The organism is Variovorax sp. V118 (assembly GCF_041154445.1).
Taxonomy (GTDB): domain Bacteria; phylum Pseudomonadota; class Gammaproteobacteria; order Burkholderiales; family Burkholderiaceae_C; genus Variovorax; species Variovorax boronicumulans.
In genome coordinates, this window is record NZ_AP028663.1 from 7131406 (window position 1) to 7157359 (window position 25954).

Sequence of the window (25954 nt, forward strand, 5' to 3'; positions counted from 1 at the left end):
GTTTCAGCCCACCGGGGCGGCGCGGCGCAGCAGTTGCAGGTAGCCGGGCTGCACTTCCATGCGCGCCGTCGCGCCCTGGCGCTGCAGCAGGCGGTGCGCCTTCGGCAGCGCCCAACAGGGCAGGTTGGTGAACATGTGGTGCTCGCAGTGGTAGTTGACCCAGTAGGGCGCCACGAAGATGCGTTCGAGCCAGCCGGCGTGCGTGGTGCGCGCCTGGCGCAGCGGGTCGACCTCGTTCTGCGCCACCAGCGCATGCTCGGCGATGTTGCGCACGCGGCTCACGAGCGGCAGCCAGGTCGCCATCGGCAGCAGCCACATCAGCACCCAGGCCCACCAGACACCGGCCAGCGTGAAGGCCAGAAGGCCCAGGCCGTTGCCGATGAGAAAGCGCCTGTCCTTCGCCAGCTCGCGCCCGAACACGCGCAACGCCGACTCGCCCGGCGCGCGCTGGCACAGGGCGTCGGCGATGTGGCCGAAGCGCTGCTTGTAGAAGGTCTGGCCGCTCAGGTCGCGCACGACCTTGCGCCACATCGAGTCGCGCGAGATCGGGAAGGGCGCCGACAGCACGAGGTCCGGGTCTTCGGTCTGCTGCACGAAGCGGTGGTGCTGCAGGTGATAAGGCCGGTAGTCGCGCAGCGTGGGCGAGCACAACCAGTAGCCGACCCAGTCGTTGACCTTGCGATTGCGGTGCAGCCCCGCGTGCGCGGCGTCGTGCATGAGGATGAACAGGCCCAGCTGGCGCGTGCCGACGATCGGCACCATGAGCGGAATGGTCCACGGCCACACGATGCCCACGAGCATCGCGGCACCGATCACGCCCCAGCAGTGCACCACCAGCCACAGGCCCCGCCAGGACGAGCGCGCGGTGAGCGATTGCCACTCGTCGGGGGTGAAGAAGTCGTCGGGTCGAGCGCGGGGTGCAGCGGCCATCGGGCCAGTATGCGGCGAAGGCGCCGGCAGATCACGCGTAGTTCCCCGGTGTGGGCGCCTGGGAGCGAGGCCCTTCGGCCTACTTGTCGATGATTTTCCGGGCGAAGACTTCGAGGTAGTCCATGAGCCGCTCGGCGCCCGCGATGGCCGCAGCCTCGTCGCCGGTGGCGATGCCCTGCGCCAGTTCGAGGTGCGCGTTGGCGCCTTCGACGATCTCGCCCTCGTGCTGGTAGGCGTACCAGAAGCGCCGGCACTGCACGATCAGCGGCACCACCGCCTTCACCGCCGAGTCGTTGTGGCTCGCCTGGTGGGTGACGAGGTCGAGCGCGCGGTCGGCCTGCATGTAGTCGTTCAGGTCGCCGCGGCCCGCGGCCTCGACCATGGCCTCGGCGCAGCGCACGATGGCCTGGCGCTGCGGCGCGGTGGCGCGGCGCGCGGCGCAGGCCGCAATCAGCTGTTCGAGCACGCGGCGGGTCTGGATCACGTCCAGGTGGTCGGCCAGGTCGATGGTCGACACCAGCAGGCCGCGGCGTGGCTGCTGCACGATGAGGCCGATCGACACCATGCGCATCAGCGCCTCGCGCACCGGCGTGCGGCCCAGGCCCGTGCGCTCGGCCAGCTCGGCCTCGACGATCTGGCTGCCGGGCTCCAGCTGCATGGTGGACAGCAGCGCCTCGATGGCGTCGTAGGCCAGGTCGGCCGCGCGGCGCTTGGGCGGGGGTCGGGGAGCGGTCTTCGGGGCGGCCATGGTGGGGATGTGGATGTGCTCGTGCGTGTGCGGATGCGGGGCCGTCATTGTCGGGCGTCGCCGGGCGCTGCGAGCCCGGCCAGTGTCTCGATGCGGACCGGCACCAGCGGCGGGCGCGGCGCGGGCGGCGTCCAGCCGAACAGGAACTGCGCCGCGTCGCCGCAGACGCGCCCCTGGCAGGCACCCATGCCGCAGCGGCGGTGCAGCTTGGCGTCGGTCCAGCCGGTGCAGGCCGAGAGCGCGGCAAAGGGCACGTCTTCGCAACGGCACACGAGCGTGTCGGGGTGGGGCAGGGCCTTGAGGTCGTCGGCCAGCGCGAAGCGGCGGTGCAGTTGGGCGGCGAAGGCGTCCCAGCGGGCGCGTTCGCGGTCGTGCGCGCGGGCCTGGGCGGCCTCGCCGACGGCCGCGTGGCCGGCGATGGTGCCCTGCACCAGCGCGCGCTCGCTGCCGCCGAAGCCGGTGCATTCGCCCGCCGCGTAGATGCCCGCGACGCTCGTGGCCTGCAGCGCATCGACCGCGAGCCCCGGCCCCGCGAGCGCGCAGCCGAGCAGCTGACCCAGCTGCGTGTTGGGCGTGAGGCCGAAGCCGCAGGCGATGCGGTCGCAGGCCATCTCGACCTCGCGGCTGCCTTCGCGCAGCCGCACCGATTCGACCTGCGTCGCGCCCTGCGCCGAGACCACGCGCGACGCGGTGCGGTAGTTCGCATCGGCCAGCGTGAGCGCCTGCACGGCCTTGCCGGGCCAGCGCACGAGGCTGGCACCGAAGGCCGCGACCGAGGCGAACGAGGCCTGCTCGGCGATGCGCAGCACCTGCGCGCCCGCCGCCTTGGCCGTGGCGGCGGCGGCCAGCAGCAAGGGCCCGCTGCCCGCGACGACGATGCGCTCGCCCTCGACCGGCAGGCCGGCCTTGATCAGCGCCTGCAGCCCGCCCGCGCCCGTCACGCCGGGCAGCGTCCAACCGGGGAAGGGCAGCAGCAGCTCGCGCGCGCCGGTGCACAGGATGAGCTTTTTCCACTGCATGCGCGTCGCGCCCTCGGCGTCTTCGAGCAGCAATTCATGCGAAGCAGGCGCGGCGACGACACGCGTGCCGCTGTGCACGCGGATGTTTGCGTGGCGTGCGAGCGCCTCGCGCCATTGGCGTGCCGCCGGCGGCAGCGATGCGCCGGGGCCGTCGCGCCAGATCTGTCCGCCGGGCGCGGGGTTGTCGTCGATCACCACGACCGACGCACCACTGGCCGCTGCCGCCACGGCCGCGGCCATGCCCGCGGGGCCCGCGCCGACGACCAGCACATCGCACGCGTCGATCGCCACGCCGCTCATGCCGTCGTCTCCACGCGCATGCCCTCGGCGCACACGGTCTGGCAGGCGAGGCGGCGCCGCCCGTCGATCTGCACGCGGCATTCCTGGCACACGCCCATGCCGCAGAACGGCGCGCGCGGCTGGCCCGTGACGGAGGTGCGCGCCGCGCCCATGCCGCCGGCGATGCGCAAGGCGGCGGCGACCGAACTGCCCGCTTTCACGCGCACGAGCTGGCCATCGATGTGCAGTTGCGTCCGATCGCTCATGCCCTCTCCCGCAGGCCGCGCGGCGCATATGGCGCGGCGTCGAAATCGGGCGCTGCGCCGGTCATCAGCGCCGCGAGCACGTGCGCGCTGCCCGGTGCCGTGGTCACGCCCAGCCCTTCATGGCCGACCGCGAGCCAGAGCTTCTCGCGCCACGGGTGCCTGCCCAGCAGCGGCAGGCCGTCGGGCGAGGCGGCACGCAGGCCGGTCCACGCACGCACGGCGTTCAGGTCGGCGAGCCCCGGCAGGTAGTCGAGCGTGCGCTGCAGCATGCGCGCGAGCATCGGTGCCTCCACGGCCAGGTCGGTCGTGTCGAACTGGCGCGACGAGCCCACCAGCAGCTGCCCCGTGGGCCGCGGCTGCACATTGAAGGCGACCGAGTCGCCGTCGCTGTGGTGCGCGCTGGTCACGTAGCCCAGCTCGACGAGCTGGTGGCGCACCGTGCCCGGGTAGCGATCGGTGATGAGCAGGTGGCCCTTCTTGGGGCGGATCGGCAGCTCGGGGCACAGCGCCGTCGCCTCGATGCCGTTGGCGAGCACGACCTGCGGCGCGGTGCGGCGGCTGCCATCGGACAGGCGCAGCGTGCCGTCGTCTTCGATGGCCTCGACCTTCGCGTGCTCGACCTGCACCAATGCCGCGTGCTGCGCGAGCAGCCAGCGCGCCGCGTTCGGCGCATAGAGGATGCCGTCGCCCGGCACTTCGAGCGCGCCCGACAGGCCGGCGCGCAGGGCGGGTTCGGCGCGCGCGAGTTCGCTCGCGCCCAGCAGCCGGCTCTCGATACCGAGCGCGCCCAGCCGCTGCTGCTTGCGTTCGGCCTCGGCCATTTCCTCGTCGTTCGCCGCGATCCAGAGCGTGCCGCAGGGGCTGTAGGCGCAGTCGGCGCCCAGGCGCGGTGCGAGGGCGCGCCATTGCGCGACCGAATGGCGGCTGAGTTCGAGCTCGGCCGCGTTGTCGCCCATCACCACGAGGTGGCCCATGCCCGCGCCGGTGGCACCGCCCAGGCGCGCGTCGAGCACGCGCACGCGGCGCCCGGCCTGCGCCAGCGCATGGGCGCACGCCGCGCCGACGATGCCGGCGCCGATGACAATGACGTCCGCGTCCATGCGCCCCGGGGTCAGAGGCGGATGCCCCAGCCGAAGGGGTCTTCGTCGTCGATGAGCAATGTGGCCTCGGCGCTGATGTGCGCGCGGCCGCGCAGCGTGGGAATGACCTGGTCGCCGTCCATCGCGTAGCTCGCCTCGAAGACGCTGCCGATCACGCTGGCCTGCCGCCACACCGCGCCCGGCGCGAGCTTGCCGTCGGCCGCGAGGCAGGCGATCTTGGCGCTGGTGCCGGTGCCGCAGGGCGAGCGGTCGTAGGCGTTGCCGGGGCACAGCACGAAGTTGCGGCTGTCGGCGCCGTCGTCATCGTTCGCGAAGAGTTCGATGTGATCGATCTCCGCGCCGTCCGCGCCCGTGATGCCCTGCGCTGCGAGCGCGCGGCGCAATGCGGCGGTGTAGTCGGTCAGCGCCGCGAGGTTGTCGCTCGCCACGCGCTGGCCGTGCTCGCTCACGAGGAAGAACCAGTTGCCGCCCCACGCCACGTCGCCGCGCACGGTGCCGTGGCCCGGCAGCTCGACCGCCACCTGGTGCAGGTGACGGTACGCGGGCACGTTGCGCACGCTCACCGAACCGTCTGCGTGCAGCGTGGTCGTCACCGTGCCCACGGGCGTCTCGATGCGGTGCTCGCCCACGCCGATGCGGCCCATGTGCGCCAGGCTCGCGACCAGTCCGATGGTGCCGTGGCCGCACATGCCCAGATACCCGGCGTTGTTGAAGAAGACCACGCCGGCCGCCGCATCGGGTGACACCGGCTCGCACAGCAGCGCGCCGACCACGACATCACTGCCGCGCGGCTCGAGCACGGCGGCGGCGCGCCACTTGTCGTGTTGATCGGCCAGCAGCGTGCGGCGCTCGGCCATGGAGCCTTTCCCCAGATCGGGAAAGCCGCCGATCACAAGGCGCGTGGGCTCGCCGCCCGTGTGTGAGTCGATGACCTGGATGCGTTGCATGGGTGTGGGGCTCACTCAGTAGCTGGCGATCGGCACCGGGGCCGCGTTCTTGAACGTGAAGACGGTGATGGGCGCCTGCTTCATGTTGCCCTTGTCGTCGTACGCGTAGGTGGCGGCCACGCCCTTGTAGGTGGCCTTGTAGAGCTCGGCGCCGACCTTGTCGGGGTCGATGGCGTTGGCCTTCTTCATCGACTCGCCGATGAACAGCACCTGGTCATAGTACGAGGCGGCGTACGCGTCGGGGTCGACGTTGAAGCGCTTCTTGAACTTCTCCTTGAAGGCCGGGCCGCTTTGCGCCTTCTCGAGCATGGAGCCGCCCTGCGCGCAGAACACCAGGTCGTTCACCGCGTCGCCGCCGATCTTGCCGGTGGCCGGGCTGCACACGGTGTCGCCGCCCAGCAGCTTGCCGGGCACGGCCAGCTGCTTCATCTGGCGCGCCATGGGCGCGGCCTGCGGCGCGTAGCCGCCGAAGAAGATCGCCTCGGGCGCCTTGCCCTTCATGTTGGTCAGGATGGCGGTGAAGTCGACGGCCTTGTCGGTGGTGAACTCCTGGCCCACGATGGTGAGGCCCTGCTTCTTCGCTTCCTTGGTGAACTCTTCGGCGAGGCCCTGGCCGAAAGCCGTGCGGTCGTCGATCACGCCGACCTTCTTCACCTTCAGTTCCTTGGCCGCGTACACGGCCATGGCGCCGCCGATCTGGTTGTCGCTGGCGATGATGCGGTACAGGTTCTTGTAGCCGCCCTGCGTGACCTTCGGGTTGGTGCCCACGGTGGACACCAGCGTGCCGCCGTCGCTGTAGATGCGCGAGGCCGGAATGGCCACGCCCGAGCAGTACGGGCCCATGACGAACTTGACGCCGTCGTCGACGAACTTCTGCGCCACGCTCACGCCGGTCTTGGCGTCGCACTGGTCGTCTTCGGAGACCAGCTCGAACTTCAGCGTCTTGCCGCCGACGCTGAGCTTCTTCGCGTTGAGCTCCTCGATCGCCAGGCGAATGCCGTTTTCATTGTCCTTGCCCGCAAAGGCGTTGGGACCCGACAGCGGACCGCTGTGGCCGATCTTGACCACCTGCTCCTGTGCCTGCGCGGGGCTGGCCACGGCCAGGGCGACCAGGCCCGCGAGACTGAGTGAGGAAACCATGCCTGCTTGTGACTTCATGCTTCTTCCTAGGGTTGGGAACAATGAAAAACGACAGGGCCGAGTGCATGGAGACCTGTCTCAGTTTAAATATATTAAGCACATATCTTGTAGATATCTGTGGGGCAAGCGCTCTTTCGGTGGCTGGGCTTCTGTGATATCTGTGAACGAACGGGCCGTTCAGGGCGGCGATCCCGCCGACGGGGCACCTTGCTCCGCGAATGTCCCCCGCCCTTCGGGCTCCTCCTTAATTTCGCTGCGCAAGGCACCCCATCGACGTGATCGGGTCAGTGCGGTGGTTGATCAGCGAAGAACCCACAGCGTGCTCCGTGCCCTGGCCACTGGGTGCTTCCCGCAGCGAAATCAAGGAGGAGGGGCGCAGCCCCGGGGGACATTCGCGGAGGGAAGTACCCGGTGGCCCGGGCACGCGCCCCGAACAGGAGCACCCACCCGGACAACAACAAGAAGGTCAGTCGACCTTCGCCCCCGAAGCCTTCACCACCGCCCCCATCGCATCCCAATCCGCACGCAGCAGCTTCTGGAAGGCGTCGGCGCTCTGGCTGCGCGGCTCCACGCCCAGGCGCTTGAAGCGTTCCTGGATCGCCGGATCGGCCAGCACCTTGTTGGCCGCCGCGTTGATGCGCTCGACCTCGGCCTTCGGCGTGCCCGCCGGTGCCAAGAGGCCGATCCACGAATCGAAGGCGTAGCCCGGCAGGCCGCTCTCGCCCACCGTCGGCAGCTTCGGCAGGAAGGGGCTGCGCGCCTGGCCCGTGGAGGCCAGCAGCTTCACGCGTGCGTCGTCCTGGAAGCCCATCACGCCGATGCTCGACGAGATCACCGCCTGCACGCGGCCCGCGAGCACCTCGTTCACGGCCTCGCCGGTCGACTTGGTCGGGATGTGCGTCATCTGCAGCCCCGCCTTCGCGAGGAACGACGCCATCGCCAGGTGCGTGGCGCTGCCGTTGCCGGCCGAGGCGTAGTTGTACTTGCCGGGGTTGGCCTTGACCTCCTTGATGAAGTCGGCCGTGTTGGACACGTTCATGCCGCTGGCCACCGCCAGCACGTAGCCCGCGTTGCCCACGTTCGCCACGCCGACAAAGTCCTTCAGCGGGTCGTAGGGCAGCTTGCTGTACAGGAAGCCCGCGATGTTGTGGCTGGCCGCCGCCAGCACCAGCGTGTTGCCGTCGGCCGGCGCCTTGGCCGCCACCGCCGCGCCCACCGTGCCGCCCGCGCCCGCGCGGTTCTCGACGATGGCGCTGCCGCCGAGCGCGACGCCCAGCTCGTTGTTGAAGGCGCGCGCCACCGTGTCCTGCACGGCGCCCGTACCGAAGGGCACGATGATGTGGATCACGCGCTGCTGCGCGTGCGCGGCACCAAGGCCGCCCAGGGCCACGGCGGCTGCAAGCGCAGCCAGCGAACGTCGGGTGAACAGGGGAAAAGTCATCGAGGTGGCCGCTTTCATCGTCAACAAAAAAGTCGTGTTTCAGGTGCCCGACGGCAGCCAGCGCTGCACCAGCTTCACGAAGTAGCTGGCACCGATCGGGATGATCTCGTCGTTGAAGTCGAACGAGGTGTTGTGGATGATGCAAGGGCCGGGCCCGTGGCCGTCCAGCCGGTGGTCGCCGTCGCCATTGCCCAGGAAGGCGTAGCAGCCGGGCCGTGCCAGCAGCATGTGCGCGAAGTCCTCGGCGCCCATCACGGCAGGGAAGTCGTCGGTGACCATGTCGTCGCCCACCACCTCGCGCATCACGCCGGCGGCAAAGCGCGCCTCGGCCGGATGGTTCACGGTCGGCGGCGAGGAGCGGTTGAAGTACACCTCGGCCGTGCAGCCATGCGCCGCCGCCACGCCGGCCGCCACTTCGCGCAGCCGCGCCTCGAGCTTGTCGATGGCTTCGATGGAAAAGGTGCGGATCGTGCCGCCGACCGTCGCCACATCGGGAATCACGTTCGGTGCATCCGAGCCCTGCAGCTGCGTGACCGCCAACAGTGCGCGCTCGGTGCTGGGAATGGTGCGTGCCACGATGGTCTGCAGCTGCTGCGCCAGCGTGACCACCGCGGCCACCGGGTCGATGCCGGTGTGCGGCATCGAGGCGTGCGTGCCGCGCCCGCGCACGGTGATCTTGTAGGTGTTGCTCGACGCCATCAGCGCGCCTTCGTTGAGCGCGAAGCGGCCCACGTCGCCGACGGGAAAGTTGTGCAGCCCGAAGACCGCGTCGCACGGAAAGCGCTCGAAGAGGCCCTCGTCGATCATCTTCTTGGCGCCGGCCTTGCCCATCTCCTCGGCGGGCTGGAAGATGAAATGCACGGTGCCGTCGAAATCATCCGGCCCTTGCTGCGACAGGTGCCAGGCGGCGGCCAGCAGCATCGTCGTGTGGCCGTCATGGCCGCAGGCGTGCATGCGGCCGGGGTTCGTCGACTTGTGGGCGAACGCGTTGGCCTCGTGCAGCGGCAGCGCGTCCATGTCCGCGCGCAGGCCGATGGTGCGGCTGCCCGTGCCCTTGCGCAGCACGCCTACGAGCCCCGTGCCCGCGATGCCGCGGTGCACCTCGATGCCCCATTCGGTCAGCAGGCTCGCGACCTTCTCGGAGGTGCGGTGCTCCTCGAAACCGAGTTCGGGGTGGGCGTGGATGTCGCGCCGGATGTCGATGAAACGGGTGGCGTGGGCGGCGAAGGCGTCGACGAGATTCATGGCGGGCGGCTGCGGGATCGTTCGCGAAAAGCAGAAGCGAACGATTCTGGCGCAGCCGCCCGTGCGGCGCATGCTGGCTTACGCGCGGTTCGTCGCTCAGCCGAGCCGGCCTTCCTCGCGCAGCGTCGCGCCGATGCGGCGGATCTCGGCCTCGCCCCGGTCGAGCGTCGCGCGGCTCGTGTGCACCGAGTAGTGGCCCATCACCAGCTCGTGCGGGTGCGGCACCGCCGAGCCGAGCACGAAGGCCGTGTCGCCCTGCGCCACGACGTCGATGGCCGCGTCGGACTCCTCGAACACCGCGAGCTCGCCCGTGCCGATGGGGCCGCCGGTGCCGTCGCCCGCGTCGAGCCGGCCCGCGTTCACCGCGACCCAGCCCACCGTGTGGCCGGCGGGCGGCGTGTAGCGCCAGCGTTCGCCGCCCTTGAGCTGCACGGCCAGGTAGTTCATCGGCGAGGGCGCCGGAATGGGGCTCTGCGCCGCGCCGTAGCGCCCGAGCAGCACGCGCGCCGGGCCTTCCTGCGGCACCTGCGAGGGCGCGAGGTAGATGCTCTGCGCGGGCGCGTTTTCCTCGGCGGCCGGCAGCGCCACCCAGAGCTGGAAGCCCTGCACGCGCGTCACGCCCGGCGCCGGTGCGCCCGTGTGCCACACGCCGTTGCCGGCGCGCATCCACTCGACGCCGCCACCGCGCAGCACGCCCTGTTCGCCGGTCGTGTCCTCGTACAGCGTGTCGCCTTCGATGAGCCACGTCAGCGTGGCGATGCCCGAGTGCGGGTGCAGGCCGAAGCCCTTGTGGCCGCCGTCGACATCGAAGCCGAACAGGTCCAGGAACACGAAGGGCTTGAGGTATTCGCCCAGGTCGCCGGGGCTCATGAGCCGCGTGATCGGCCCGTGCTTCGCGCCGCGCGTGCGGTAGACGATGGCGCGGGTGTCGGTGGCAACCACTGCGCTCATACGGCCTCCCTGGCGGTCTTCAGTGCGCGGGTCCACCACGCCATGTCGTCGAGCAGGCCTGTGGCCGACTGCACCAGGTGCGGGAAGTCGTCGAAGGACTTGCCCTGCTGCCAGATGCCCAGGAACTCGACCATGCCGATGTGCACCGCGTGCCGCACCGGCGCCATCTGCATCTCGACCGCGACCAGCCGCAGCTGCTCCACGGCCCGCGCCGCGCCCACGCCGCCGTAGCCCACAAAGCCGATCGGCTTGCGGATGAACTCCTTGTAGGCCCAGTCGATCGCGTTCTTCAGCACCGCGCTCGGGCCGTGGTTGTACTCGGGCGTGACGATGATCAGCCCGTCGAAGGTCGCCAGCTTGGCCTGCCAGCGCTGCGCGGCCTCGTTCTTCACCGGGCCCCAGGCGGGCGCGCCGGCTTCGTTGAAAAAGGGCAGCGGGTGCTCGCGCAGGTCGACCAGCTCGAAGGCGAGGTCGGTGCGCTGCTTCGCGATCTCGTGGATCCAGTGCGCGGGCTTCTCGCCGAAGCGGCCTTCGCGGGTCGAGCCGATGACGATGCCGATGCGGGGTTGTTGTTGCTGTCCGGTCATGGGGTGCGTGCTCCTGAATGAAATGAGGTGGTCGAAGGCCGGAAAGGCCATGGACTGAAGGTTAGGCACGCACGCATTGATCGACTAGACGGTAGAGTCGGATTGCACTCGTCCACGAACAGAAGGAATAGGCCCCGCCATGCTCGACCTCAACGACATCGCCGTCTTCGTGCAGGTGGTGCGCCACGGCAGCTTCGCCGAGGCCGGCCGCCGGCTGGGCCTGCCGCCCAACACCGTGAGCCGGCGCATCCAGCAATTGGAGGCGCAGCTCGGCACCCGGCTGCTGCAGCGCTCGACCCGCAAGCTCACGCTCACCGGCGCCGGGCAGGCCTTTCACGAACAGTGCGCCGAGGCGGTCGACGGGCTGGTCGAGGCCGGGCAGGCGCTCATCACCGGCAGCCAGGAACCCAGCGGCCGCGTGCGCGTGGCGGCCACGGCCGATTTCTTCGACTTCTTTCCCATGGCCTGGGTGGCCGATTTCCTGGCCGCGTACCCGCTGGTGCGCGTCGAGTTCGTGCTCAGCGACGCCAAGGCCGACCTGATCGCCGAGCAGATCGACATCGCCTTCCGCGGCGGCGCGCTGGCCGACTCGGGGTACGTCGCCCGCCAGCTGCTCGGCCCGCGCACCGACGGCCTCGTCGCCAGCCCCGCCTACCTGGCCGCGCGCGGCACCCCCGCCACGCTGAGCGAGCTGGCCGACCACGACTGCGTGACCCCCGCCCACCCCAGCGGCCGCACCACCTGGCGCCTGACCGGGCCCGGCGGGAAGGAAGAAGAAGTGCAGGTGGGCGGCCGCTTCAGCGGCAACACCGCGCAGGCGCTGCGCAAGGCCGCCATCGCCGGTCTGGGCATCGCGCTGCTGCCGCCCGCCATGGGTCGGCTCGACGTGGAGGCGGGGCGGCTGGTGCCGGTGCTGCCGCAGTACCAGCGCACCGGGCACGGGCTGAGCGTGGTCTACCCGAGCCGCAAGCACCTGCCGCGGGCGGTGTCGGCGTTCATCGGGATGGTGACGCAGAAGCTGCGGGAGGAGGAGGCGTTGCCGGATGTGTGGCGGGCGACGCGAGTGCGCCCTCTGATTTCGTGACTTATTTGGCAGTTGAAAGGGGTTGCCCCTCTTTCAGGGTAGTTCCGCGATGCGGTGCAACGCCGCCTGCTTTACAAGAGACGTTTTGAAACAATCATTTCGGAGCGGACCGAAGCTTGGCCACCCTCATCCCAGCCTTAGGCAGTTGCGTTTCCCGCATGACCTCCGGCGAGCGGCGCCTCGCGGAGCGCCTGGAACAAAAGCTCGACAGCGACTACCTCCTTTGGTACGACGTGCCCGTCGGGCCAAAACGCTCGCATCCCGATTTCGTTGTGCTGCATCCGCATCGCGGACTCTTGATTCTTGAAGTGAAGGACTGGCGGCTCGACACCATTCGCCAGGCCAGCAAGGGCAGTTGGGAAATCCTGGCGGATGGCGTCCCCAAGACCGTCATCAACCCGGCCGAGCAGGCTCGCCAGCATGCGCATCAGGTCGTCGACGCCCTCAAGCGCGACGCGCAGTTGGTCCACGCAGAAGGCAAATGGCAGGGCATGCTGACCTTTCCGTGGAGCTACGGCGTCGTCCTGACCAACATCACGCGCAAGCAGTTCGAAGCAGCCGAATTGCATCGCGCCATCGAAGCCCATCGCGTCGTGTGCTCTGACGAAATGACCGAAAGCGTCGACGCCGAAGCGCTGCAAAGCCAGTTCTGGAGCATGTTCCCAGTGCTCATGCGCGGCACGCTTTCCTTGCCGCAGATCGACCGTGTGCGATGGACGCTGTTTCCTGAGGTGAGGGTACAGAGCCAAGGCATCCTGTTCGACGACAACGACGCGGAAGCGCTGGTTCCCGACCTTCTGCGGGTGATGGACCTGCAGCAGGAGCAACTGGCTCGAAGCCTGGGGGACGGCCACCGCGTGATCCACGGGGTGGCCGGCTCGGGCAAGACCATGATCCTCGGCTATCGCGCCGAGTACCTGGCCAAGAGCGTGACCACCAAGCCGATCCTCGTGCTCTGCTACAACGAGCCGTTGGCCGTGAAACTTGCGTCGACCTTGGAAGCCAAGGGCCTGAGCGACAAGGTGCATGCGCGCCACTTCCACAAATGGTGCCGGGACCAGTTGGTTGCGTACGGGCAGGTGCCGACGGAAAAAATGAGCACGTCGAAGCTCATGGAAGAAATCGTCGACCGCGTGATCCGCGGCGTGGACCGCAAGCAGATTCCCTCAGGCCAGTATCAAGCCGTGCTGATCGATGAAGGCCACGACTTCCAGCCTGAATGGCTGCGGCTTGTGACGCAGATGGTCGACCCCGGCACCAACAGCCTGTTGCTGCTGTATGACGATGCGCAGAGCATCTACGAACGGCAGCGCACCAAGCAATTCAGCTTCAAGAGCGTAGGCATCCAGGCGCAGGGCCGCACCACGGTGCTCAAGATCAACTATCGCAATACCAAGCAGATCCTGCAGACCGCGAGCCTGATCGCTTCCGATCTGCTGACGGCGGAAGACAAGGACGACGACGGCATTCCGCTGCTGCACCCCATCAGTTGCGGACGCGAAGGCCATGCGCCCTTGGTGATTCGCCTGCCCACGTTGCGTGACGAGGCGGTCAAGGTCGCTGAGTTGCTGAGCGCCGCACACCAGGAGGGGCATGCATGGGGCGACATGGCCGTGATCTGCCGCCAGTACGCCGCCATGGAAGAGTGCGCAAGCGCGCTGCGACATCGAAAGTTGCCGCACCAAGTCCGCAAGGGAACGGGCGACTTCAAGCCCGACGCAGACACCATCAAGGTGCTCACGATGCACGCCAGCAAGGGACTTGAGTTTCCCGTCGTTGCGGTGGTCGGAAGCGGTGCCATGCCCCGCGAAACCGACGACGAACGCGAAGAAGCCCGGCTCTTTTATGTCGCGGCAACGCGGGCGACCCAGGCGCTCTTCATCACGGTCAGCGGCGACGCGGCATTCGGCAAGCGCCTTTAGGGCGCCACGCGCATCCGCCGGCATTCACGCCGTCGCCCTGGCATGGCACCTGGGGGTTCGTCCGGCCTCCCAGCGCAACGATGGGCATTCGCGTGAAAATGCCCGCCATGAAAATCGAAAAAGACACCGTCGTCACCCTCAAGTACAAAGTCGCCGACGCCCAGGGCAAGCTCATCGAAGCCAGCCCCGAGCCGATGGCCTACCTGCATGGCGGTTACGAGAACACCCTGCCCAAGATCGAGCAAGCGCTCGACGGCCAGGAAAAGGGCTACCAGACCACGCTGAACCTCGCCCCCGAAGACGCCTTCGGCCTGCGCGACGAGACGCTGGTGCGCAGCATTCCCAAGACCGAGTTCCCGCCCGGCGTGAAGGTCGGCGGCCAGTTGCAGGGCCGGCTCGACGACGGCACCGAGCACGTCTTCACCGTGACCAAGATCAAGGGTCCGGTCGTGCTGCTCGACGGCAACCACCCGTGGGCCGGCAAGGCGCTGAAGTTCAGCCTGCAGGTGACGGACGTGCGCGCGGCGCTGCCGGTGGAGATCGAGCACCGGCATGTGCATGGGGCGCACGGGCACCATCACTGATCGATGGCGTGACTGACGAACGCCGAGGGCCGCGTGGGCCCGGCGTTCGCTTCGCCAGCTGCTTCCTGGTTACTTCTTCTTCCAGAACCTCGGCGCCTCGCCGATTCTCTCCAGCGCCTCGCGACACGCCGTCGCCCCCGCCGCGCGGCGCGCGCTGAACCAGCCGACCGCGAACCACGCACGCGGGTCGCGCGCCGCGACCTCGCGGTACAGCGCGAGCGCCACGGCCTCGTCATTGAACTCGCCCAGCGCGTCCTGCGCGGGGCGCAGGGCCTTCAGGTAGCGCCCGGCCGCGTCCTTCTTCTTGCCGCCTTCCGCCTCGGTGAACAGCGGCGCCGCGAACTCCGCCAGGTAGCGCAGGCGCTTGAGCCGCTTGCGCGCGCGGTGCTGGTGTTCGGTGGCGAGCGATTCGAAGCGCCGGCCGTCGCGCACCGCCTGTTTGTGCAAGCGCTGGAGCCGCTCGCGCAGCAACTGAAGGGCCGCGTCGGCAGCGAGCGGCGTCGGGCCCGTCGACTCGGGTGCGGCAGCGGTGAAGCCGATCAGCGACACGAGCACGTCCTGGAACGCGGCGGCGCGCACGATGTCGCCGGGTGTCAGCGCCGGCGCGGCAGCCGCATCGCTGGCATCGCCCACCAGCGGATCGACCTCCGGCGCACCCGCTTCACGCAGCCGCGGCTGCGCGAGCTTCACGACCTGTTCGCGGTCGCGCAGTTCGCCGAGCGCGCGGAAGGCGTCGACCAGCGGCTGCTCCCACGCGGCGGCGTCGAAGCGGCTGGTGTCGGCATCGAGCCCCGCCAGTTCGCGCAGCGCGGTGCGCAGGCGTCGGATGCCGATGCGCAACTGGTGGATCTGCTCTTCGTCGGTGCTGCCCGCGGCGATCTCGCTGGCGTTGGGCAGCATCTGGTCCAGGCACGACGCGACCACTGCCTGCTGGAGGGCGCGGCCGTCTCGGCCGTGAGCGGAAAAGCGCGGCGCTTCGGCCTTGACGGCGGGCACCGTCTCCTGTTCGGCCAGCAGGCGCATGCCGCGTTCGGCCTTCGAGACGGTGCTGAACCACAGGCCGTGCTGCTGCGACCAGCGCCGCGCGAGCGCGACGAGCCCCTGCACGTCGCCGCTCTTGAGTTCGAGCTCCAGCTCGCACACGGGCGAGGCGCGCTGCGCGGGCGTGCCCGCGTGCGCGACGACCTTGCCGACGTCGAGCGCCATCTCGACGACGGCGCCGGCCGGGCCGCTCACGCGCAGGTCGCGCGTGAGCCGCACGATGTCGGTCGACTGGCGCTCGACCAGCGGCACCGCGCCGCCGTCGGCCGCTTGCAGCAGGCGGGCCAGCCGCTCGCCGACGGGCGTGCCGGCATGGCGCGCGGGGTCGATGGCGGGCGCAGCGGCGCCGGTGCCCAGGTCGACGTTGTGCTCGAGCCGGTGCAGCGCGTTGTCGCCGGCGGCCTTGACGGTCTGCACCCAGCGCCGGCCCTCCTTGCGCAGCCGCAGCACCATGCCGTCGGCGACGAGGCGCTGGTCGGCGGTGTCGAAATAGCGGGCCTGCAGGCGCGTGCGCACGACGGCGCCGCGCCGCAATGCGGCTTCGACGGCCTTCAGGCGGCCGGCGGGAATACAGAACTTGAACTCGATTTCCATGGTGTTCATGATGCCCGCTCTTTTTTCCCCTCAACGACGTGGTGCCGGCCGATTTCCGGTGCGCCGAAAAATCATGTGGACACCGTCCATTTTCTTTGATATCTTTTGTGGACGGCGTACACAAAGACGCCGGCACACACCCGATCCACCCTTCATCGACACAGGAACCCCACCATGGCCACCAAGCAGATCTTCGTGAACCTCCCCGTCCGGAACCTCGACAAGAGCAAGGCTTTCTTCGGCGCGCTGGGCTACACCTTCAACCCGCAGTTCACCGACGCGAACGCTGCCTGCATGGTCATCCACGAAGGCAGCATCCACGCGATGCTGCTGATGGAGGACTACTTCAAGACCTTCACGAACCAGGGCATCGCGGACGCCCGCAAGGAGAACGAGGTGCTGGTATGCCTGTCGTGCGAGAGCCGGGCCGAGGTCGACGACCTGGTCGCCAAGGCGGTGGCCGCCGGCGGCACGACGCCGCGCGAGCCGAAGGACTACGGCTTCATGTACGGCCACGGCTTCCAGGACCTGGACGGCCACATCTGGGAACTGGTCTACATGGACCCGAACGCCGAGATGCCCTCGCAGTGACCGCGGGGGCCGGACGATGCCCATCGTTCCATATGCGCTCTTGATCGTTGCGCGGAAGGCACCTACCGAAAGGCGGCGGCGCCCCGATATTCCTGGTTCCGGCACAGCCCGCATGGCGGCCGTGCCTGCCTCACCAAGGAATACCGACATGTCCGACAGCAACGACAACAACAGCGCGTCTCCCATCGTCCAGGTCCAGCCGCTCGGCTTCCCGTGGCAGACGCTGGACCCCTTCCTGTTCTGCGTCTACCACGACGACGCGTACCCGAAGGGCAACGGCCGCATGGGCCCCGAGGCCTCGCTGGCCGGCCGCCAGATCGGCCAGGACTTCAGCCGCAAGGACGGCTGGAGCATGTACCACGGCGAGACGGTGCCGGGCTTTCCCTCGCACCCGCACCGCGGCTTCGAGACGGTGACCATCGTGCGCAAGGGCCTGGTCGACCATTCCGACTCGCTGGGCGCCACGGCGCGCTTCGGCGGCGGCGACGTGCAGTGGCTCACGGCCGGCAAGGGCATCGTGCATTCGGAGATGTTCCCGCTGCTCGACGCCGGCGCGCCCAATCCGCTGGAGCTGTTCCAGATCTGGCTCAACCTGCCGGCGAAAAACAAGATGGCCGAGCCGCACTTCACGATGTTCTGGTCGGAGGCGATTCCGCGCTTCGCCTCGGACGACGCGCAGGGCGGCCGCACCGAGGTGGCGGTGATCGCCGGGCGCTTCGGCGGCGATGACGCGCAGGCCCAGGCGGCCATCGACCCGCTCGCGCCGCCGCCCGCTTCGTGGGCCGCGCAGGCCGGCGCCGACCTGGCGATCTGGACGCTGCGCATGACGCCCGGCGCGCGCTGGACGGTGCCGCCCGCCACCGGCGAGGGCACGCGCCGCATGCTGTATTTCTTCAAGGGTGCGACCGCGCAGGTGGCGGGTCGGCGCGTGGACGGGCCGGCGGCCATCGAGCTGCGCGCCGACGCGGCCGTGGAGCTGTGCAACGGCCCCGAGGGCAACAGCGAGTTCCTGCTGCTGCAGGGCCGCCCGATCGGCGAGCCGGTGGCGCAGTACGGCCCGTTCGTGATGAACACGCAGGCCGAGATCGCGCAGACGATGGCCGACTACCGCCGCACGCAGTTCGGCGGCTGGCCCTGGGCCGACCCGGCGCCGGTGCATGGCGCCGAGGCCGCGCGCTTTGCGCGGCACCCCGACGGGCGCGAGGAAATGCCGGGGGCCTGATCTACATCGGCTTCCGGGGCTGCGCGGTTCTCAGTAGCCGCGCAGCACCTCGACGCTCAGCGCGGTCATGCTCGGGATGAACTCGATCACGTCGGTGCGCGCGACGCCGCCCTGCACGAAGGGGTCGCGCGCCAGCACCGCCTCGAGCCCCTCGCGGTCGCCCGAGCGCGCGAGGATCACGCCGCCCTTGCGCGGCACCTGGCGCCCCGAGGCCACGAACAGGCCGCTGGCGTAGTGCTTCTTGAGCCAGGTGACATGCGCATCCATCAGCGCGTCGAGTTCCTCGAGCGGACGGATGTAGGTCAGGGTGACGATGAACATGGCAAAGGCAGGTCGATGCGGAAGATGACCCGATCCTATGACCTCGGCACGACCGTGGCAGGGCGAGAGTGTGTCTCGCGGGTAACTGTCGCATGCGGCATGTGCATGCCGGCCTTGTCGCCCACCGGACCTGCGCACCGGCGTGCGATCTCGTAGATTCGGTCGTTGCATTCCTCAGTTCATGTCACTTCACCGGAGACCCTGTTCCATGATCCAAGTCGTTGCCGTCATCACCGCCAAGCCCGGCCAGCGCGCCCTGCTGCTCGAAGCCTTCAAGGCCAACCGCGCCGCCGTGCTCGCCGAAGAGGGCTGCATCGAGTACGGGGCCACGATCGACGCGCAGGGCATTCCCCCGTCCAAGGCCAGCTTCGGGCCCGACACCTTCGTGGTGATCGAGAAGTGGGCCTCGCTGCCGGCCCTGCAGGCGCACGCGGTCGCGCCGCACATGGCGGCCTTCAGCGCGCAGACCAGGGAGCTCACCGAGAGCAAGCGCATCCACGTGCTCGAACCCATCTGACCCTGCCGCACCGCCGCCGCCGCCTTCGCGCGCGGCGCGATGCCTGCTACCCTCGCGCCGGGGAGAAGAAGACATCTCGGACGAGGGGGTTCAAGACATGGCGATCGTCTCCAGACCGCAGGGCGTGCGCTGGCGCGCCGGCGCGATCCTGCTGGCGGCACTGGCCACAGGCTGCGCGCAGCTCGGCGCGCCGCCCTATGCCGCCGACTACGAGGCGCTCGACCGGCTCGAGGCCCACAACCCCGGCAAGGTCGCGGTGGCCAAGGTGCAACCGACCGACCCCAACGACAGGATCAACACCCTGGGCCTGCGCCGCGCCAGGCTGGTGTCGCCCAGCGGCACCTTCGCCCAGTACCTCGAAGACGCGCTGATGCGCGACCTGGGCGAGATCTCCGTCTACGACCCCAAGGCGCCGACGCGCATCGCGGCGCGCATCCTCGTCAATGAACTCGACCTGGGCGTGATCAACGGCTCGGGCCGCATGGACGTCGAAGTCACCGTCACGCGCAACGCCGCGCAGACGCTGCGCAAGACCTACCGCGGCGAGATCGCCTTCGATTCGAGCTACGCCAACATCGTGGCCGTGCCCGCCGGACAGGCCGCGTACCCGCGCTTGGTGCGGGCGCTGCTGCGGCAGGTGTATGCCGATCCGCAATTCGTCGCGGCCATCGCGCCGCCTGCGCAGTAAGGCCGGAGAAGCACCATGTCGTTTCTTACTTCTCCGATGCCCCGGCTGGCCGCCGCACTGGCAACCGTCGTGCTGCTGGCGGGCTGCTCCCACCCGATCACGATGATCACCGAGACCGCACCGCCGCGGTCGGCCGCCCACCTCATTCCCAAGAAGGTGGCCTACGTGATGACCGACGCGCAACGCGACCTGCAGGTGAGCACCGCCGGCGGCAGCGGCGACCGCGTGAGCTACTACCCGTACCGCGACCTCGAGAAATCGATCCGCGACGCGCTGCGCGCGGTCTACCGCAACGTGGTCGTGCTGCGCACCGCCGGCGATGCCAAGGCCAACGAGGCAGCGGGCGTGTCGCTGGTGTTCACGCCGCAGATCAAGACCGATTCGAGCTCGTCCTCATGGATCACCTGGCCGCCCACCGCCTTCACGGCCGAGGTGGCCTGCGTGGTGACAGACACCGCGGGCGCCGAAGTCACGCGCGTGCGCGCGGTCGGCAACGGCACGGCGGAGTTCGGCGAGTTCAACGGCGACTACGGCCTGGCCGCCCGGCGCGCGGCCACACGGATGACGGCGCAGCTCAGCAGCGAGATCCGGCGCAACGAGAAGCTGCGCTGAGGCTTTCGCAGACGGACGTCAGTCCAGACGCTGGTTGATCACACGCGCCACGAAGTTTTCCAGCGAGACCCGGATCGCCTTTTCAGTGGCTTTCCCAAGGGCCTCTGCACCCACAGGGCATTGGCCATCGAGCGACTCCTGGCCAAAGCCGCGCACCGTGGTCGTCGCGAGTTCCCGTCCATCGGCGGAAACTGCCGTGGTCTTGATGGAGATCTCGACGCTCGCATCCGCGGTGGGAACGAAGAAGCCCGGCTGGAACCGCAGGCGCGGGTTGAAGTCATCGAGGGCAAAGGTGTAGAGCACGCCATCGCGGCCCGCTTCCGAGGCTGTCGAAATCGGCACCACCGATGAGTGCGCCCCCGAGACCGTACGCACGATGGACGTCTTGATGGCTGGGCCCAGTGCCACCGGGAAGTTGTGCGGACCGCAGATGTGGCCCGGCTTGACGGTTTTCTCGAGCGTCGCCAGATCACTCGACACAGCGACGTACGCCTTGCTCGACTGGACCCGGTCACGGCGGACCTCGTAAGCCGCCGACGTGCTCCCGACTTCCGCCCGGTGAGCGCAGCCCACGATCAACAGGGCACCCGCGCAGACACCAGCCAGTCTTGCAATCACGTGCTTCTCCTCGTAATGAATTGTTATTTGATTCTAGGAGGCACAGGAGCGCACCTCGTGCAGCCAATAAAAAACGCGCCCTCGGGCGCGTTTCTTTTGGCGTCTGGCGTCTTACTTCGACACGACCTTCACCATCTCCAGGCACTTGTTCGAGTAGCCCCATTCGTTGTCGTACCAGCTCACGAGCTTCACGAAGGTGCCGTCCAGCGCAATGCCGGCTTCGGCGTCGAAGATCGAGGTGCGCGGGTCGCCGCGGAAGTCGGTGGCGACCACCTTGTCTTCGGTGTAGCCCAGCACGCCCTTCAGTGCGCCTTCGCTCTGTGCCTTCATTTCAGCGCAGATCTCGGCGTAGGTGGCGTCCTTGACGAGTTCGACGGTCAGGTCGACCACCGACACGTCGGAGGTCGGCACGCGGAAGCTCATGCCGGTGAGCTTCTTGTTGAGCTCAGGAATCACCACGCCCACGGCCTTGGCAGCGCCAGTGCTCGAAGGAATGATGTTTTCCAGGATGCCGCGGCCGCCGCGCCAGTCCTTGTTGCTCGGGCCGTCCACGGTCTTCTGCGTGGCGGTGGCGGCGTGCACGGTGGTCATCAGGCCGCGCTTGATGCCCCACTTGTCGTTCAGCACCTTGGCCAGCGGGGCCAGGCAGTTGGTGGTGCAGCTGGCGTTGCTGATGATGGCTTCGCCGGCGTACTTCTTGTCGTTCACGCCGTAGACGAACATGGGGGTGTCGTCCTTCGAGGGGGCCGACAGGATCACCTTCTTGGCGCCTGCGTCGATGTGCTTCTGCGCGGTTTCCTTGGTGAGGAAGAGGCCGGTCGACTCGAGCACGATGTCGGCGCCGACTTCGTTCCACTTGAGCTGCGACGGGTCGCGCTCTTGCGTCAGGCGGATCTTCTTGCCGTTGACGATCAGCGTGTTGCCTTCGACCGTGACTTCACCCTTGAAGCGGCCATGCACCGAGTCGTACTGGAGCATGTAGGCCAGGTATTCCGGCTCGAGCAAGTCGTTGATGGCAACGATTTCGATGTCGTTCTTGAAGTTCTGCACGGCTGCGCGCAGCACGTTGCGACCGATGCGGCCGAAGCCGTTGATACCGAGTTTGATAGCCATCTGACTTGCTCCTAAGGTTGAAAAACTTTTGATCGGACGGGAAGAGGACGAACCGCGCGACGCTCAGTCGCGCAGGGCCGCTTCCACGGTGGCGGCCACGTTCTCCGCCGTGAAACCGAAGTGCTTGAACAGCACGGGCGCGGGGGCCGACTCGCCGTAGCTGTCGATGCCGACCACGGCCGCGCAGCCGTACTTCCACCAGCCGTCGGTGCAGCCCATTTCGACCGCGACGCGCGGGATCTTCTTGGGCAGCACGGCCTTCTTGTAGGCCAGATCCTGGCGGTCGAAGGTGGTGGTCGAGGGCATCGACACCACGCGCACGGCGATCTTCTTGTCGGCCAGCAGCTTCTGGGCGGCCAGCGCGAGCTGCACTTCGGAGCCGGTGGCGATGATGACCGCGGCCGTCTTCTTGTTCTTGAGGCCGACGTTCTCGGGCTCGGACAGCACATAGGCGCCGCGGCTGATGTCGCCCAGGTCGCTCTTGGCGGCGTAGGCGATGTTCTGGCGGCTCAGCAGCAGCGCGGTCGGGCGCGTGGCGTTCTGCAGTGCGACAGCCCAGGCCACGGCGGTTTCGGCCGTGTCGCCCGGACGCCAGACGTCCAGGTTCGGGATGAGGCGCAGCGAAGCAGCGTGCTCGATCGACTGGTGCGTCGGGCCGTCTTCACCCAGGCCGATGGAGTCGTGCGTGAACACGTGCACCACGCGGCGCTTCATGAGCGCGGCCATGCGGATGGCGTTGCGGCTGTAGTCGCTGAAGGTGAGGAAGGTGCCGCCGTAGGGGATGTAGCCGCCGTGCAGCGCCACGCCGTTCATGATGGCGGCCATGCCGAATTCGCGCACGCCGTAGTTGATGTGGCGGCCGATCTCGCCGTGCGGCGGCTCGACGGCATCGCCCTGTGCGGCTTCGTCCTCGCCGCCCTGGGGCACCACCGGTGCGGGGGGCGCGTTCAGCACGACGGCGCCGGTCTTGGCGTCGAAGCGCAGCGCGGCGGTGCTCTTGGTGTTGGTGAGGTTGGAGCCCGTGAGGTCGGCGCTGCCGCCGAGCATTTCGGGCAGCGCGGCCGTGAAGGCTTCCAGCGCGAGCTGGCTGGCCTTGCGGCTGGCCACGGTTTCGCCCTTGGTGTGGGCGGCGACCACGGTGTCGAACGCGACCTGGTGGAAGTTCTTGGGCAGCTCGCCCTTCATGCGGCGCGTGAACTCGGCGGCGAGTTCAGGGTACGCGGCCGTGTAGGCGGCGAAGGTGTCGTTCCAGGCGGCTTCGGTCTTGGCGCCTTCGGCCTTGTGGTCCCAGTCGGCGTACACCTCGGCCGGGATTTCGAAGGCGGGGTAGGGCCAGCCGATGGCTTCGCGCGTGAGCTTGATTTCTTCGGCGCCCAGCGCCTCGCCGTGCGCCTTGGCGGTGCCGGCGCGGTTCGGGCTGCCCTTGCCGATGGTGGTCTTGCAGACGATCAGCGTGGGCTTGGTGGCTTCCTTCTTGGCCTTGGCGATGGCCTTGGCCACTTCCTTGGCGTCGTTGCCGTCGATCGGGCCGACGACGTTCCAGCCGTAGCCCTTGAAGCGCTCTTCGGTGTTGTCGATGAACCAGGGCTTGACCTGGCCGTCGATGCTGATGCCGTTGTCGTCGTACAGGGCGATCAGCTTGTTCAGGTGCCAGGCGCCGGCGAGGGCGCAGGCTTCGTGGCTGATGCCTTCCATCATGCAACCGTCGCCCAGGAAGGCGTAGGTGTGGTGGTCGACGATGGACAGGTCCTTGCGGTTGAACTCGGCGGCCAGCAGCTTCTCGGCCAGCGCGAAGCCCACGGCATTGGTGATGCCCTGGCCCAGCGGGCCGGTGGTGGTCTCGACGCCGGGGGTGACGTCGACTTCGGGGTGGCCGGCGGTCTTGCTGTGCAGCTGGCGGAAGTTCTTGATCTCGGCCAGGGGCAGGTCGTAGCCCGTGAGGTGCAGCACCGCGTAGATCAGCATCGAGGCGTGGCCGTTGGACAGCACGAAGCGGTCGCGGTCGAACCAGTGCGGGTTGGCGGGGTTGTAGCGCAGGTGCTCGCCCCACAGGGCGACGGCCATGTCGGCCATGCCCATCGGTGCGCCCGGATGTCCGGAATTGGCTTGTTGAACGGCATCCATTGCCAGCGCGCGGATCGCGTTGGCCATCAGGGCTTGGTTTGCCATGGGCAGTGGGCTTTCGGGGGAAAAGGGTGGGTGGGGGATACGGGAGAACCCGAGATTTTACCGGGCGAGCCGCGCCCGGCCTCGATACAGGGCCAACACCCCACTGATGCTCTCTTGTGTCGCAGGCCCGGCTGCTAGAGTTGCCCCCCATGCAAGGGCTGCACCTCACCGCCGATCTCCACGACTGCCAATGCGGCCTCCAATGGCTCACCGACGGGCGCGCGCTCGGCGAGGTCTGCACCAAGGCCGTGGCCGCCGCCGGGCTGCAGGCCGTGGGCAAGCTGGTCCACGGTTTTCCGGCCACGCCGCAGGGGCCGGGCGGCGTGACGGCCACGCTGCTGCTGGCCGAATCGCACCTGTGCATCCACACCTGGCCCGAGCAGCGCGGCGTGACGCTCGATGTGTACGTCTGCAACTTCGGCGCCGACCACTCGGCCAAGGCGCATGCGCTGATGGCCTGCCTGGTGGCGCTGTTCCAGCCCGGCCACAGCGAACGCAACGAACTGCAACGCGGCCGTGTGGCCGGGTCGGTGCAGTGATGGCGGTGCGCGCGATGATCCTGGCCGCCGGCCGCGGCGAACGCATGCGGCCGCTGACCGACGCCACGCCCAAGCCCCTGCTCGAAGTGCGCGGCAAGCCGCTGATGCAGTGGCCGATGGAGGCGCTGGCCGGGGGCGGCTTCACCGAGCTGGTGGTCAACACCGACTGGCTGGGCGCGCAGGTCGCCGCCCGGTTCGGCGCGAGCCCCGTGCTGGACGGGCGTGGTGCGCTGTCCATTTCGTATTCCGACGAGGGCCGCGACTTCGGCGGCGCGCTCGAAACAGCCGGCGGCATCGTGCGCGCGCTGCCGCTGCTGGGCGAGGTGTTCTGGGTGGCGGCGGGCGACGTGTTCGCGCCCGGTTTCCGCTTCACCCAGGCCGCGGTCGACCGTTTCCTGGCCAGCGGCAAGCTCGCCCACCTGTGGCTGGTGCCGAACCCGGCGCACAACCTCAAGGGCGACTTCGGCCTCTCGCCCGACGGGCTCGCGCTGAACCTGGCGGCCGAGAAGTACACCTTCTCGACCATCGGCCTGTACCGCGCCGCGCTGTTCGCGCCGCCGTACTGCGACATCCCGGCAGGCAATCCGGACGGCATCAAGGCCCCGCTGGCACCGATCCTGCGCGCGGCCATGGACAACCAGCAGGTGAGCGCCGAGCTCTACACCGGCGACTGGACCGACGTGGGCACGCCGCAGCGCCTGCAGCAACTCAACGCCGGGGTCGCGCCGGCAGCGGGCGCATGACGCTCGCGCCGCTGCCCAACGCCCTGCGCCTGCTGCCGCAGCGCCTGCACGAGCTGGCCCTGGCCACCGCCGCCGAACGCAACGACGGCGCGCCCGAAGACCCGCTGACCGTGCCGCTCTACGTGAGCGACTTCACGCGCCTGAGCCTCGCGCCCATGCGCCAGGGCTGGCACGTCGAATACTTCGGCGACACCTGGGGCGATGCCTTCGACGAAACCCTGGCCTGCCTGAGCCGCCAGGACGTGGCCGACTGCATCACCTCGCTGTCGTTCAGCGGCCCCGACAGCGGCGCCAACGGCTCGCGCGAATGGATGTTCACGCCGCTGCTCGAGAGCCCGGTGATGTTTCCCCGCCTGCGCTCGCTGTTCATCAAGCCGACGCAGCCCGAGGACCACAACCAGTCGCTCGTCTGCACCAGCGACGGCATCCTCGAGGAAGGCGGCGACATCGCGCGCTGGGTGCGCAAGACGCCGCACCTGAGCGAACTGACGGTGCCGAACGCGCCGAACGCCGACTTCTTCGCCGTGCCGCTGCCGCAACTGACCAGCCTGTGCGTCGGCGCCCATTTCGCCACGCAGCACTTCATCCGCCACCTGGCCGCCGCAACGCAGCTGCCGGGCCTCAGGCTGCTGGACTTTTCCGAATCCACCGAGCAGCAGATGGCGTGGCCGGCCGACCGGACGCCCGGCGGCATCACGGCCTTCGCAGACTACGAGGCCTTGCTGCACAGCCCCGTGGGCGCGCAGCTGCGCGTGCTGAGGCTGCGCAACACCTGCCTCGACCTGGCCCAGCTACAGCAGCTGCAGGGCGTGCGGCAGCGGCTGCAATTCATGGTCATCCAGTCAACGATCGGCGGCTACGTCAGCCACTTTGCGCAGGATGTGTTCCCATGGCGGCATCTGGTACCCGCGGACCCCGGACTTGCACCGTATCGAAAGTGAAA

27 protein-coding genes are annotated in these 25954 nt (G+C 68.9%); 11 read left to right on the forward strand and 16 right to left on the reverse strand.

Annotated features, from left to right (window positions below):
• Window positions 1–3: 3 nt before the first annotated feature.
• The 11 genes from ACAM52_RS33340 to ACAM52_RS33390 all read right to left on the reverse strand — a co-directional run bounded on the left by ACAM52_RS33340 (window position 4) and on the right by ACAM52_RS33390 (window position 10653).
• Window positions 4–930 (reverse strand): fatty acid desaturase family protein, encoded by a 927-nt coding sequence (locus ACAM52_RS33340; RefSeq protein ID WP_369645677.1) that lies wholly within the window; start codon window positions 928–930, stop codon window positions 4–6.
• A 79-nt stretch (window positions 931–1009) separates the two neighbouring features.
• A complete protein-coding gene (locus ACAM52_RS33345; protein ID WP_062482582.1) occupies window positions 1010–1678 on the reverse strand; it encodes a GntR family transcriptional regulator in 669 nt (222 codons plus the stop codon).
• A gap of 44 nt (window positions 1679–1722) precedes the next feature.
• Complete coding sequence (locus tag ACAM52_RS33350; RefSeq protein ID WP_369645678.1) at window positions 1723–2997, reverse strand: FAD-dependent oxidoreductase; 1275 nt, start codon at window positions 2995–2997, stop codon at window positions 1723–1725.
• The gene (locus ACAM52_RS33355) at window positions 2994–3242 is read right to left on the reverse strand and encodes a (2Fe-2S)-binding protein (protein WP_062482619.1); all 249 of its coding nucleotides are present in this window, start codon (window positions 3240–3242) and stop codon (window positions 2994–2996) included. Before ACAM52_RS33355 ends, ACAM52_RS33350 begins: the two co-directional genes overlap by 4 nt.
• Entirely contained in the window at window positions 3239–4342 is a 1104-nt protein-coding gene (locus ACAM52_RS33360) for an NAD(P)/FAD-dependent oxidoreductase (RefSeq protein WP_369645679.1), read from the reverse strand. The genes ACAM52_RS33355 and ACAM52_RS33360 overlap by 4 nt, the downstream gene beginning before the upstream one ends.
• Before the next feature lie 11 nt (window positions 4343–4353).
• On the reverse strand, window positions 4354–5289 hold the full coding sequence (locus ACAM52_RS33365; RefSeq protein WP_159274185.1) for a 4-hydroxyproline epimerase: 936 nt from the start codon (window positions 5287–5289) through the stop codon (window positions 4354–4356).
• A 15-nt stretch (window positions 5290–5304) separates the two neighbouring features.
• Window positions 5305–6447, reverse strand: a complete 1143-nt coding sequence (locus ACAM52_RS33370) for a branched-chain amino acid ABC transporter substrate-binding protein (RefSeq protein WP_095948363.1) — start codon at window positions 6445–6447, stop codon at window positions 5305–5307.
• 448 nt (window positions 6448–6895) lie between these two features.
• Window positions 6896–7870, reverse strand: coding sequence for a tripartite tricarboxylate transporter substrate-binding protein (locus tag ACAM52_RS33375; protein ID WP_369645680.1), 975 nt, complete (start codon window positions 7868–7870; stop codon window positions 6896–6898).
• Window positions 7871–7909: 39 nt separating this feature from the next.
• Window positions 7910–9115, reverse strand: a complete 1206-nt coding sequence (locus ACAM52_RS33380; protein WP_369645681.1) for a M20 aminoacylase family protein — start codon at window positions 9113–9115, stop codon at window positions 7910–7912.
• Between the two features lie 96 nt (window positions 9116–9211).
• The gene (locus tag ACAM52_RS33385) at window positions 9212–10066 is read right to left on the reverse strand and encodes a pirin family protein (RefSeq protein WP_369645682.1); all 855 of its coding nucleotides are present in this window, start codon (window positions 10064–10066) and stop codon (window positions 9212–9214) included.
• Window positions 10063–10653 carry an NADPH-dependent FMN reductase gene (locus tag ACAM52_RS33390; RefSeq protein WP_369645683.1) on the reverse strand — a complete coding sequence of 197 codons (591 nt, stop codon included), beginning with the start codon at window positions 10651–10653 and terminating at the stop codon, window positions 10063–10065. Before ACAM52_RS33390 ends, ACAM52_RS33385 begins: the two co-directional genes overlap by 4 nt.
• Before the next feature lie 139 nt (window positions 10654–10792).
• Between ACAM52_RS33390 and ACAM52_RS33395 the strand changes: the two genes are divergently transcribed.
• From ACAM52_RS33395 to ACAM52_RS33405, 3 genes are all read left to right on the forward strand, one after another.
• The gene (locus ACAM52_RS33395) at window positions 10793–11737 is read left to right on the forward strand and encodes a LysR family transcriptional regulator (protein ID WP_369645684.1); all 945 of its coding nucleotides are present in this window, start codon (window positions 10793–10795) and stop codon (window positions 11735–11737) included.
• Between the two features lie 116 nt (window positions 11738–11853).
• A complete protein-coding gene (locus tag ACAM52_RS33400) occupies window positions 11854–13659 on the forward strand; it encodes a DEAD/DEAH box helicase (protein WP_369645685.1) in 1806 nt (601 codons plus the stop codon).
• 107 nt (window positions 13660–13766) lie between these two features.
• Window positions 13767–14243 (forward strand): peptidylprolyl isomerase, encoded by a 477-nt coding sequence (locus ACAM52_RS33405; RefSeq protein WP_369645686.1) that lies wholly within the window; start codon window positions 13767–13769, stop codon window positions 14241–14243.
• 69 nt (window positions 14244–14312) lie between these two features.
• Here the strand turns inward: ACAM52_RS33405 and ACAM52_RS33410 are convergent, their stop codons facing one another.
• A complete protein-coding gene (locus ACAM52_RS33410) occupies window positions 14313–15887 on the reverse strand; it encodes a CHAD domain-containing protein (protein ID WP_369645687.1) in 1575 nt (524 codons plus the stop codon).
• Window positions 15888–16052: 165 nt separating this feature from the next.
• On the opposite strand from ACAM52_RS33410, the gene ACAM52_RS33415 reads away from it, so the two are divergent.
• Window positions 16053–16469: a VOC family protein gene (locus ACAM52_RS33415; protein ID WP_095747343.1), complete on the forward strand. Its 417-nt coding sequence runs from the start codon at window positions 16053–16055 to the stop codon at window positions 16467–16469.
• Window positions 16470–16617: 148 nt separating this feature from the next.
• Complete coding sequence (locus ACAM52_RS33420) at window positions 16618–17691, forward strand: pirin family protein (RefSeq protein ID WP_369645688.1); 1074 nt, start codon at window positions 16618–16620, stop codon at window positions 17689–17691.
• Between the two features lie 30 nt (window positions 17692–17721).
• On the opposite strand, the gene ACAM52_RS33425 is transcribed toward ACAM52_RS33420, so the two are convergent.
• On the reverse strand, window positions 17722–18012 hold the full coding sequence (locus ACAM52_RS33425) for a YciI family protein (protein ID WP_062473524.1): 291 nt from the start codon (window positions 18010–18012) through the stop codon (window positions 17722–17724).
• 208 nt (window positions 18013–18220) lie between these two features.
• Between ACAM52_RS33425 and ACAM52_RS33430 the strand changes: the two genes are divergently transcribed.
• The 3 genes from ACAM52_RS33430 to ACAM52_RS33440 all read left to right on the forward strand — a co-directional run bounded on the left by ACAM52_RS33430 (window position 18221) and on the right by ACAM52_RS33440 (window position 19829).
• On the forward strand, window positions 18221–18529 hold the full coding sequence (locus tag ACAM52_RS33430; RefSeq protein ID WP_369630709.1) for a putative quinol monooxygenase: 309 nt from the start codon (window positions 18221–18223) through the stop codon (window positions 18527–18529).
• 97 nt (window positions 18530–18626) lie between these two features.
• Window positions 18627–19217, forward strand: a complete 591-nt coding sequence (locus tag ACAM52_RS33435; protein WP_369645689.1) for a hypothetical protein — start codon at window positions 18627–18629, stop codon at window positions 19215–19217.
• Window positions 19218–19232: 15 nt separating this feature from the next.
• Window positions 19233–19829: a hypothetical protein gene (locus ACAM52_RS33440; RefSeq protein WP_369645690.1), complete on the forward strand. Its 597-nt coding sequence runs from the start codon at window positions 19233–19235 to the stop codon at window positions 19827–19829.
• Window positions 19830–19847: 18 nt separating this feature from the next.
• Here the strand turns inward: ACAM52_RS33440 and ACAM52_RS33445 are convergent, their stop codons facing one another.
• The 3 genes from ACAM52_RS33445 to ACAM52_RS33455 form a co-directional block, all read right to left on the reverse strand.
• Window positions 19848–20447, reverse strand: a complete 600-nt coding sequence (locus ACAM52_RS33445; protein WP_369645691.1) for a hypothetical protein — start codon at window positions 20445–20447, stop codon at window positions 19848–19850.
• A gap of 111 nt (window positions 20448–20558) precedes the next feature.
• Window positions 20559–21560, reverse strand: a complete 1002-nt coding sequence (gap, locus tag ACAM52_RS33450) for a type I glyceraldehyde-3-phosphate dehydrogenase (protein ID WP_056575024.1) — start codon at window positions 21558–21560, stop codon at window positions 20559–20561.
• 63 nt (window positions 21561–21623) lie between these two features.
• Window positions 21624–23729: a transketolase family protein gene (locus tag ACAM52_RS33455; RefSeq protein ID WP_369645692.1), complete on the reverse strand. Its 2106-nt coding sequence runs from the start codon at window positions 23727–23729 to the stop codon at window positions 21624–21626.
• A gap of 149 nt (window positions 23730–23878) precedes the next feature.
• Here ACAM52_RS33455 and ACAM52_RS33460 point away from each other — a divergent pair, with 149 nt between their 5' ends.
• Genes ACAM52_RS33460 through ACAM52_RS33470 form a run of 3 tightly spaced genes read left to right on the forward strand, consistent with a single transcriptional unit; the run spans window position 23879 to window position 25952 of the window.
• On the forward strand, window positions 23879–24268 hold the full coding sequence (locus ACAM52_RS33460) for an S-adenosylmethionine decarboxylase family protein (RefSeq protein ID WP_159274196.1): 390 nt from the start codon (window positions 23879–23881) through the stop codon (window positions 24266–24268).
• 14 nt (window positions 24269–24282) lie between these two features.
• Entirely contained in the window at window positions 24283–25011 is a 729-nt protein-coding gene (locus ACAM52_RS33465) for a nucleotidyltransferase family protein (RefSeq protein WP_369645693.1), read from the forward strand.
• Window positions 25008–25952: a hypothetical protein gene (locus tag ACAM52_RS33470; RefSeq protein WP_369645694.1), complete on the forward strand. Its 945-nt coding sequence runs from the start codon at window positions 25008–25010 to the stop codon at window positions 25950–25952. Before ACAM52_RS33465 ends, ACAM52_RS33470 begins: the two co-directional genes overlap by 4 nt.
• Window positions 25953–25954 lie beyond the last annotated feature (2 nt).

Bases quoted from the DNA above. Each gene is read 5' to 3' on its own strand.
- ACAM52_RS33415 (WP_095747343.1), top strand. From the start codon at position 16,053: ATGGCCACCAAGCAGATCTTCGTGAACCTCCCCGTCCGGAACCTCGAC.
- ACAM52_RS33390 (WP_369645683.1), bottom strand. From the start codon at position 10,653: ATGACCGGACAGCAACAACAACCCCGCATCGGCATCGTCATCGGCTCG.
- ACAM52_RS33425 (WP_062473524.1), bottom strand. From the start codon at position 18,012: ATGTTCATCGTCACCCTGACCTACATCCGTCCGCTCGAGGAACTCGAC.
- ACAM52_RS33440 (WP_369645690.1), top strand. From the start codon at position 19,233: ATGTCGTTTCTTACTTCTCCGATGCCCCGGCTGGCCGCCGCACTGGCA.
- ACAM52_RS33395 (WP_369645684.1), top strand. From the start codon at position 10,793: ATGCTCGACCTCAACGACATCGCCGTCTTCGTGCAGGTGGTGCGCCAC.
- ACAM52_RS33405 (WP_369645686.1), top strand. From the start codon at position 13,767: ATGAAAATCGAAAAAGACACCGTCGTCACCCTCAAGTACAAAGTCGCC.
- ACAM52_RS33360 (WP_369645679.1), bottom strand. From the start codon at position 4,342: ATGGACGCGGACGTCATTGTCATCGGCGCCGGCATCGTCGGCGCGGCG.
- ACAM52_RS33410 (WP_369645687.1), bottom strand. From the start codon at position 15,887: ATGAACACCATGGAAATCGAGTTCAAGTTCTGTATTCCCGCCGGCCGC.
- ACAM52_RS33385 (WP_369645682.1), bottom strand. From the start codon at position 10,066: ATGAGCGCAGTGGTTGCCACCGACACCCGCGCCATCGTCTACCGCACG.
- ACAM52_RS33380 (WP_369645681.1), bottom strand. From the start codon at position 9,115: ATGAATCTCGTCGACGCCTTCGCCGCCCACGCCACCCGTTTCATCGAC.
- gap (WP_056575024.1), bottom strand. From the start codon at position 21,560: ATGGCTATCAAACTCGGTATCAACGGCTTCGGCCGCATCGGTCGCAAC.
- ACAM52_RS33345 (WP_062482582.1), bottom strand. From the start codon at position 1,678: ATGGCCGCCCCGAAGACCGCTCCCCGACCCCCGCCCAAGCGCCGCGCG.
- ACAM52_RS33430 (WP_369630709.1), top strand. From the start codon at position 18,221: ATGATCCAAGTCGTTGCCGTCATCACCGCCAAGCCCGGCCAGCGCGCC.
- ACAM52_RS33355 (WP_062482619.1), bottom strand. From the start codon at position 3,242: ATGAGCGATCGGACGCAACTGCACATCGATGGCCAGCTCGTGCGCGTG.
- ACAM52_RS33465 (WP_369645693.1), top strand. From the start codon at position 24,283: ATGATCCTGGCCGCCGGCCGCGGCGAACGCATGCGGCCGCTGACCGAC.
- ACAM52_RS33470 (WP_369645694.1), top strand. From the start codon at position 25,008: ATGACGCTCGCGCCGCTGCCCAACGCCCTGCGCCTGCTGCCGCAGCGC.
- ACAM52_RS33435 (WP_369645689.1), top strand. From the start codon at position 18,627: ATGGCGATCGTCTCCAGACCGCAGGGCGTGCGCTGGCGCGCCGGCGCG.
- ACAM52_RS33460 (WP_159274196.1), top strand. From the start codon at position 23,879: ATGCAAGGGCTGCACCTCACCGCCGATCTCCACGACTGCCAATGCGGC.
- ACAM52_RS33370 (WP_095948363.1), bottom strand. From the start codon at position 6,447: ATGAAGTCACAAGCAGGCATGGTTTCCTCACTCAGTCTCGCGGGCCTG.
- ACAM52_RS33420 (WP_369645688.1), top strand. From the start codon at position 16,618: ATGTCCGACAGCAACGACAACAACAGCGCGTCTCCCATCGTCCAGGTC.
- ACAM52_RS33455 (WP_369645692.1), bottom strand. From the start codon at position 23,729: ATGGCAAACCAAGCCCTGATGGCCAACGCGATCCGCGCGCTGGCAATG.
- ACAM52_RS33350 (WP_369645678.1), bottom strand. From the start codon at position 2,997: ATGAGCGGCGTGGCGATCGACGCGTGCGATGTGCTGGTCGTCGGCGCG.
- ACAM52_RS33375 (WP_369645680.1), bottom strand. From the start codon at position 7,870: ATGACTTTTCCCCTGTTCACCCGACGTTCGCTGGCTGCGCTTGCAGCC.
- ACAM52_RS33340 (WP_369645677.1), bottom strand. From the start codon at position 930: ATGGCCGCTGCACCCCGCGCTCGACCCGACGACTTCTTCACCCCCGAC.
- ACAM52_RS33365 (WP_159274185.1), bottom strand. From the start codon at position 5,289: ATGCAACGCATCCAGGTCATCGACTCACACACGGGCGGCGAGCCCACG.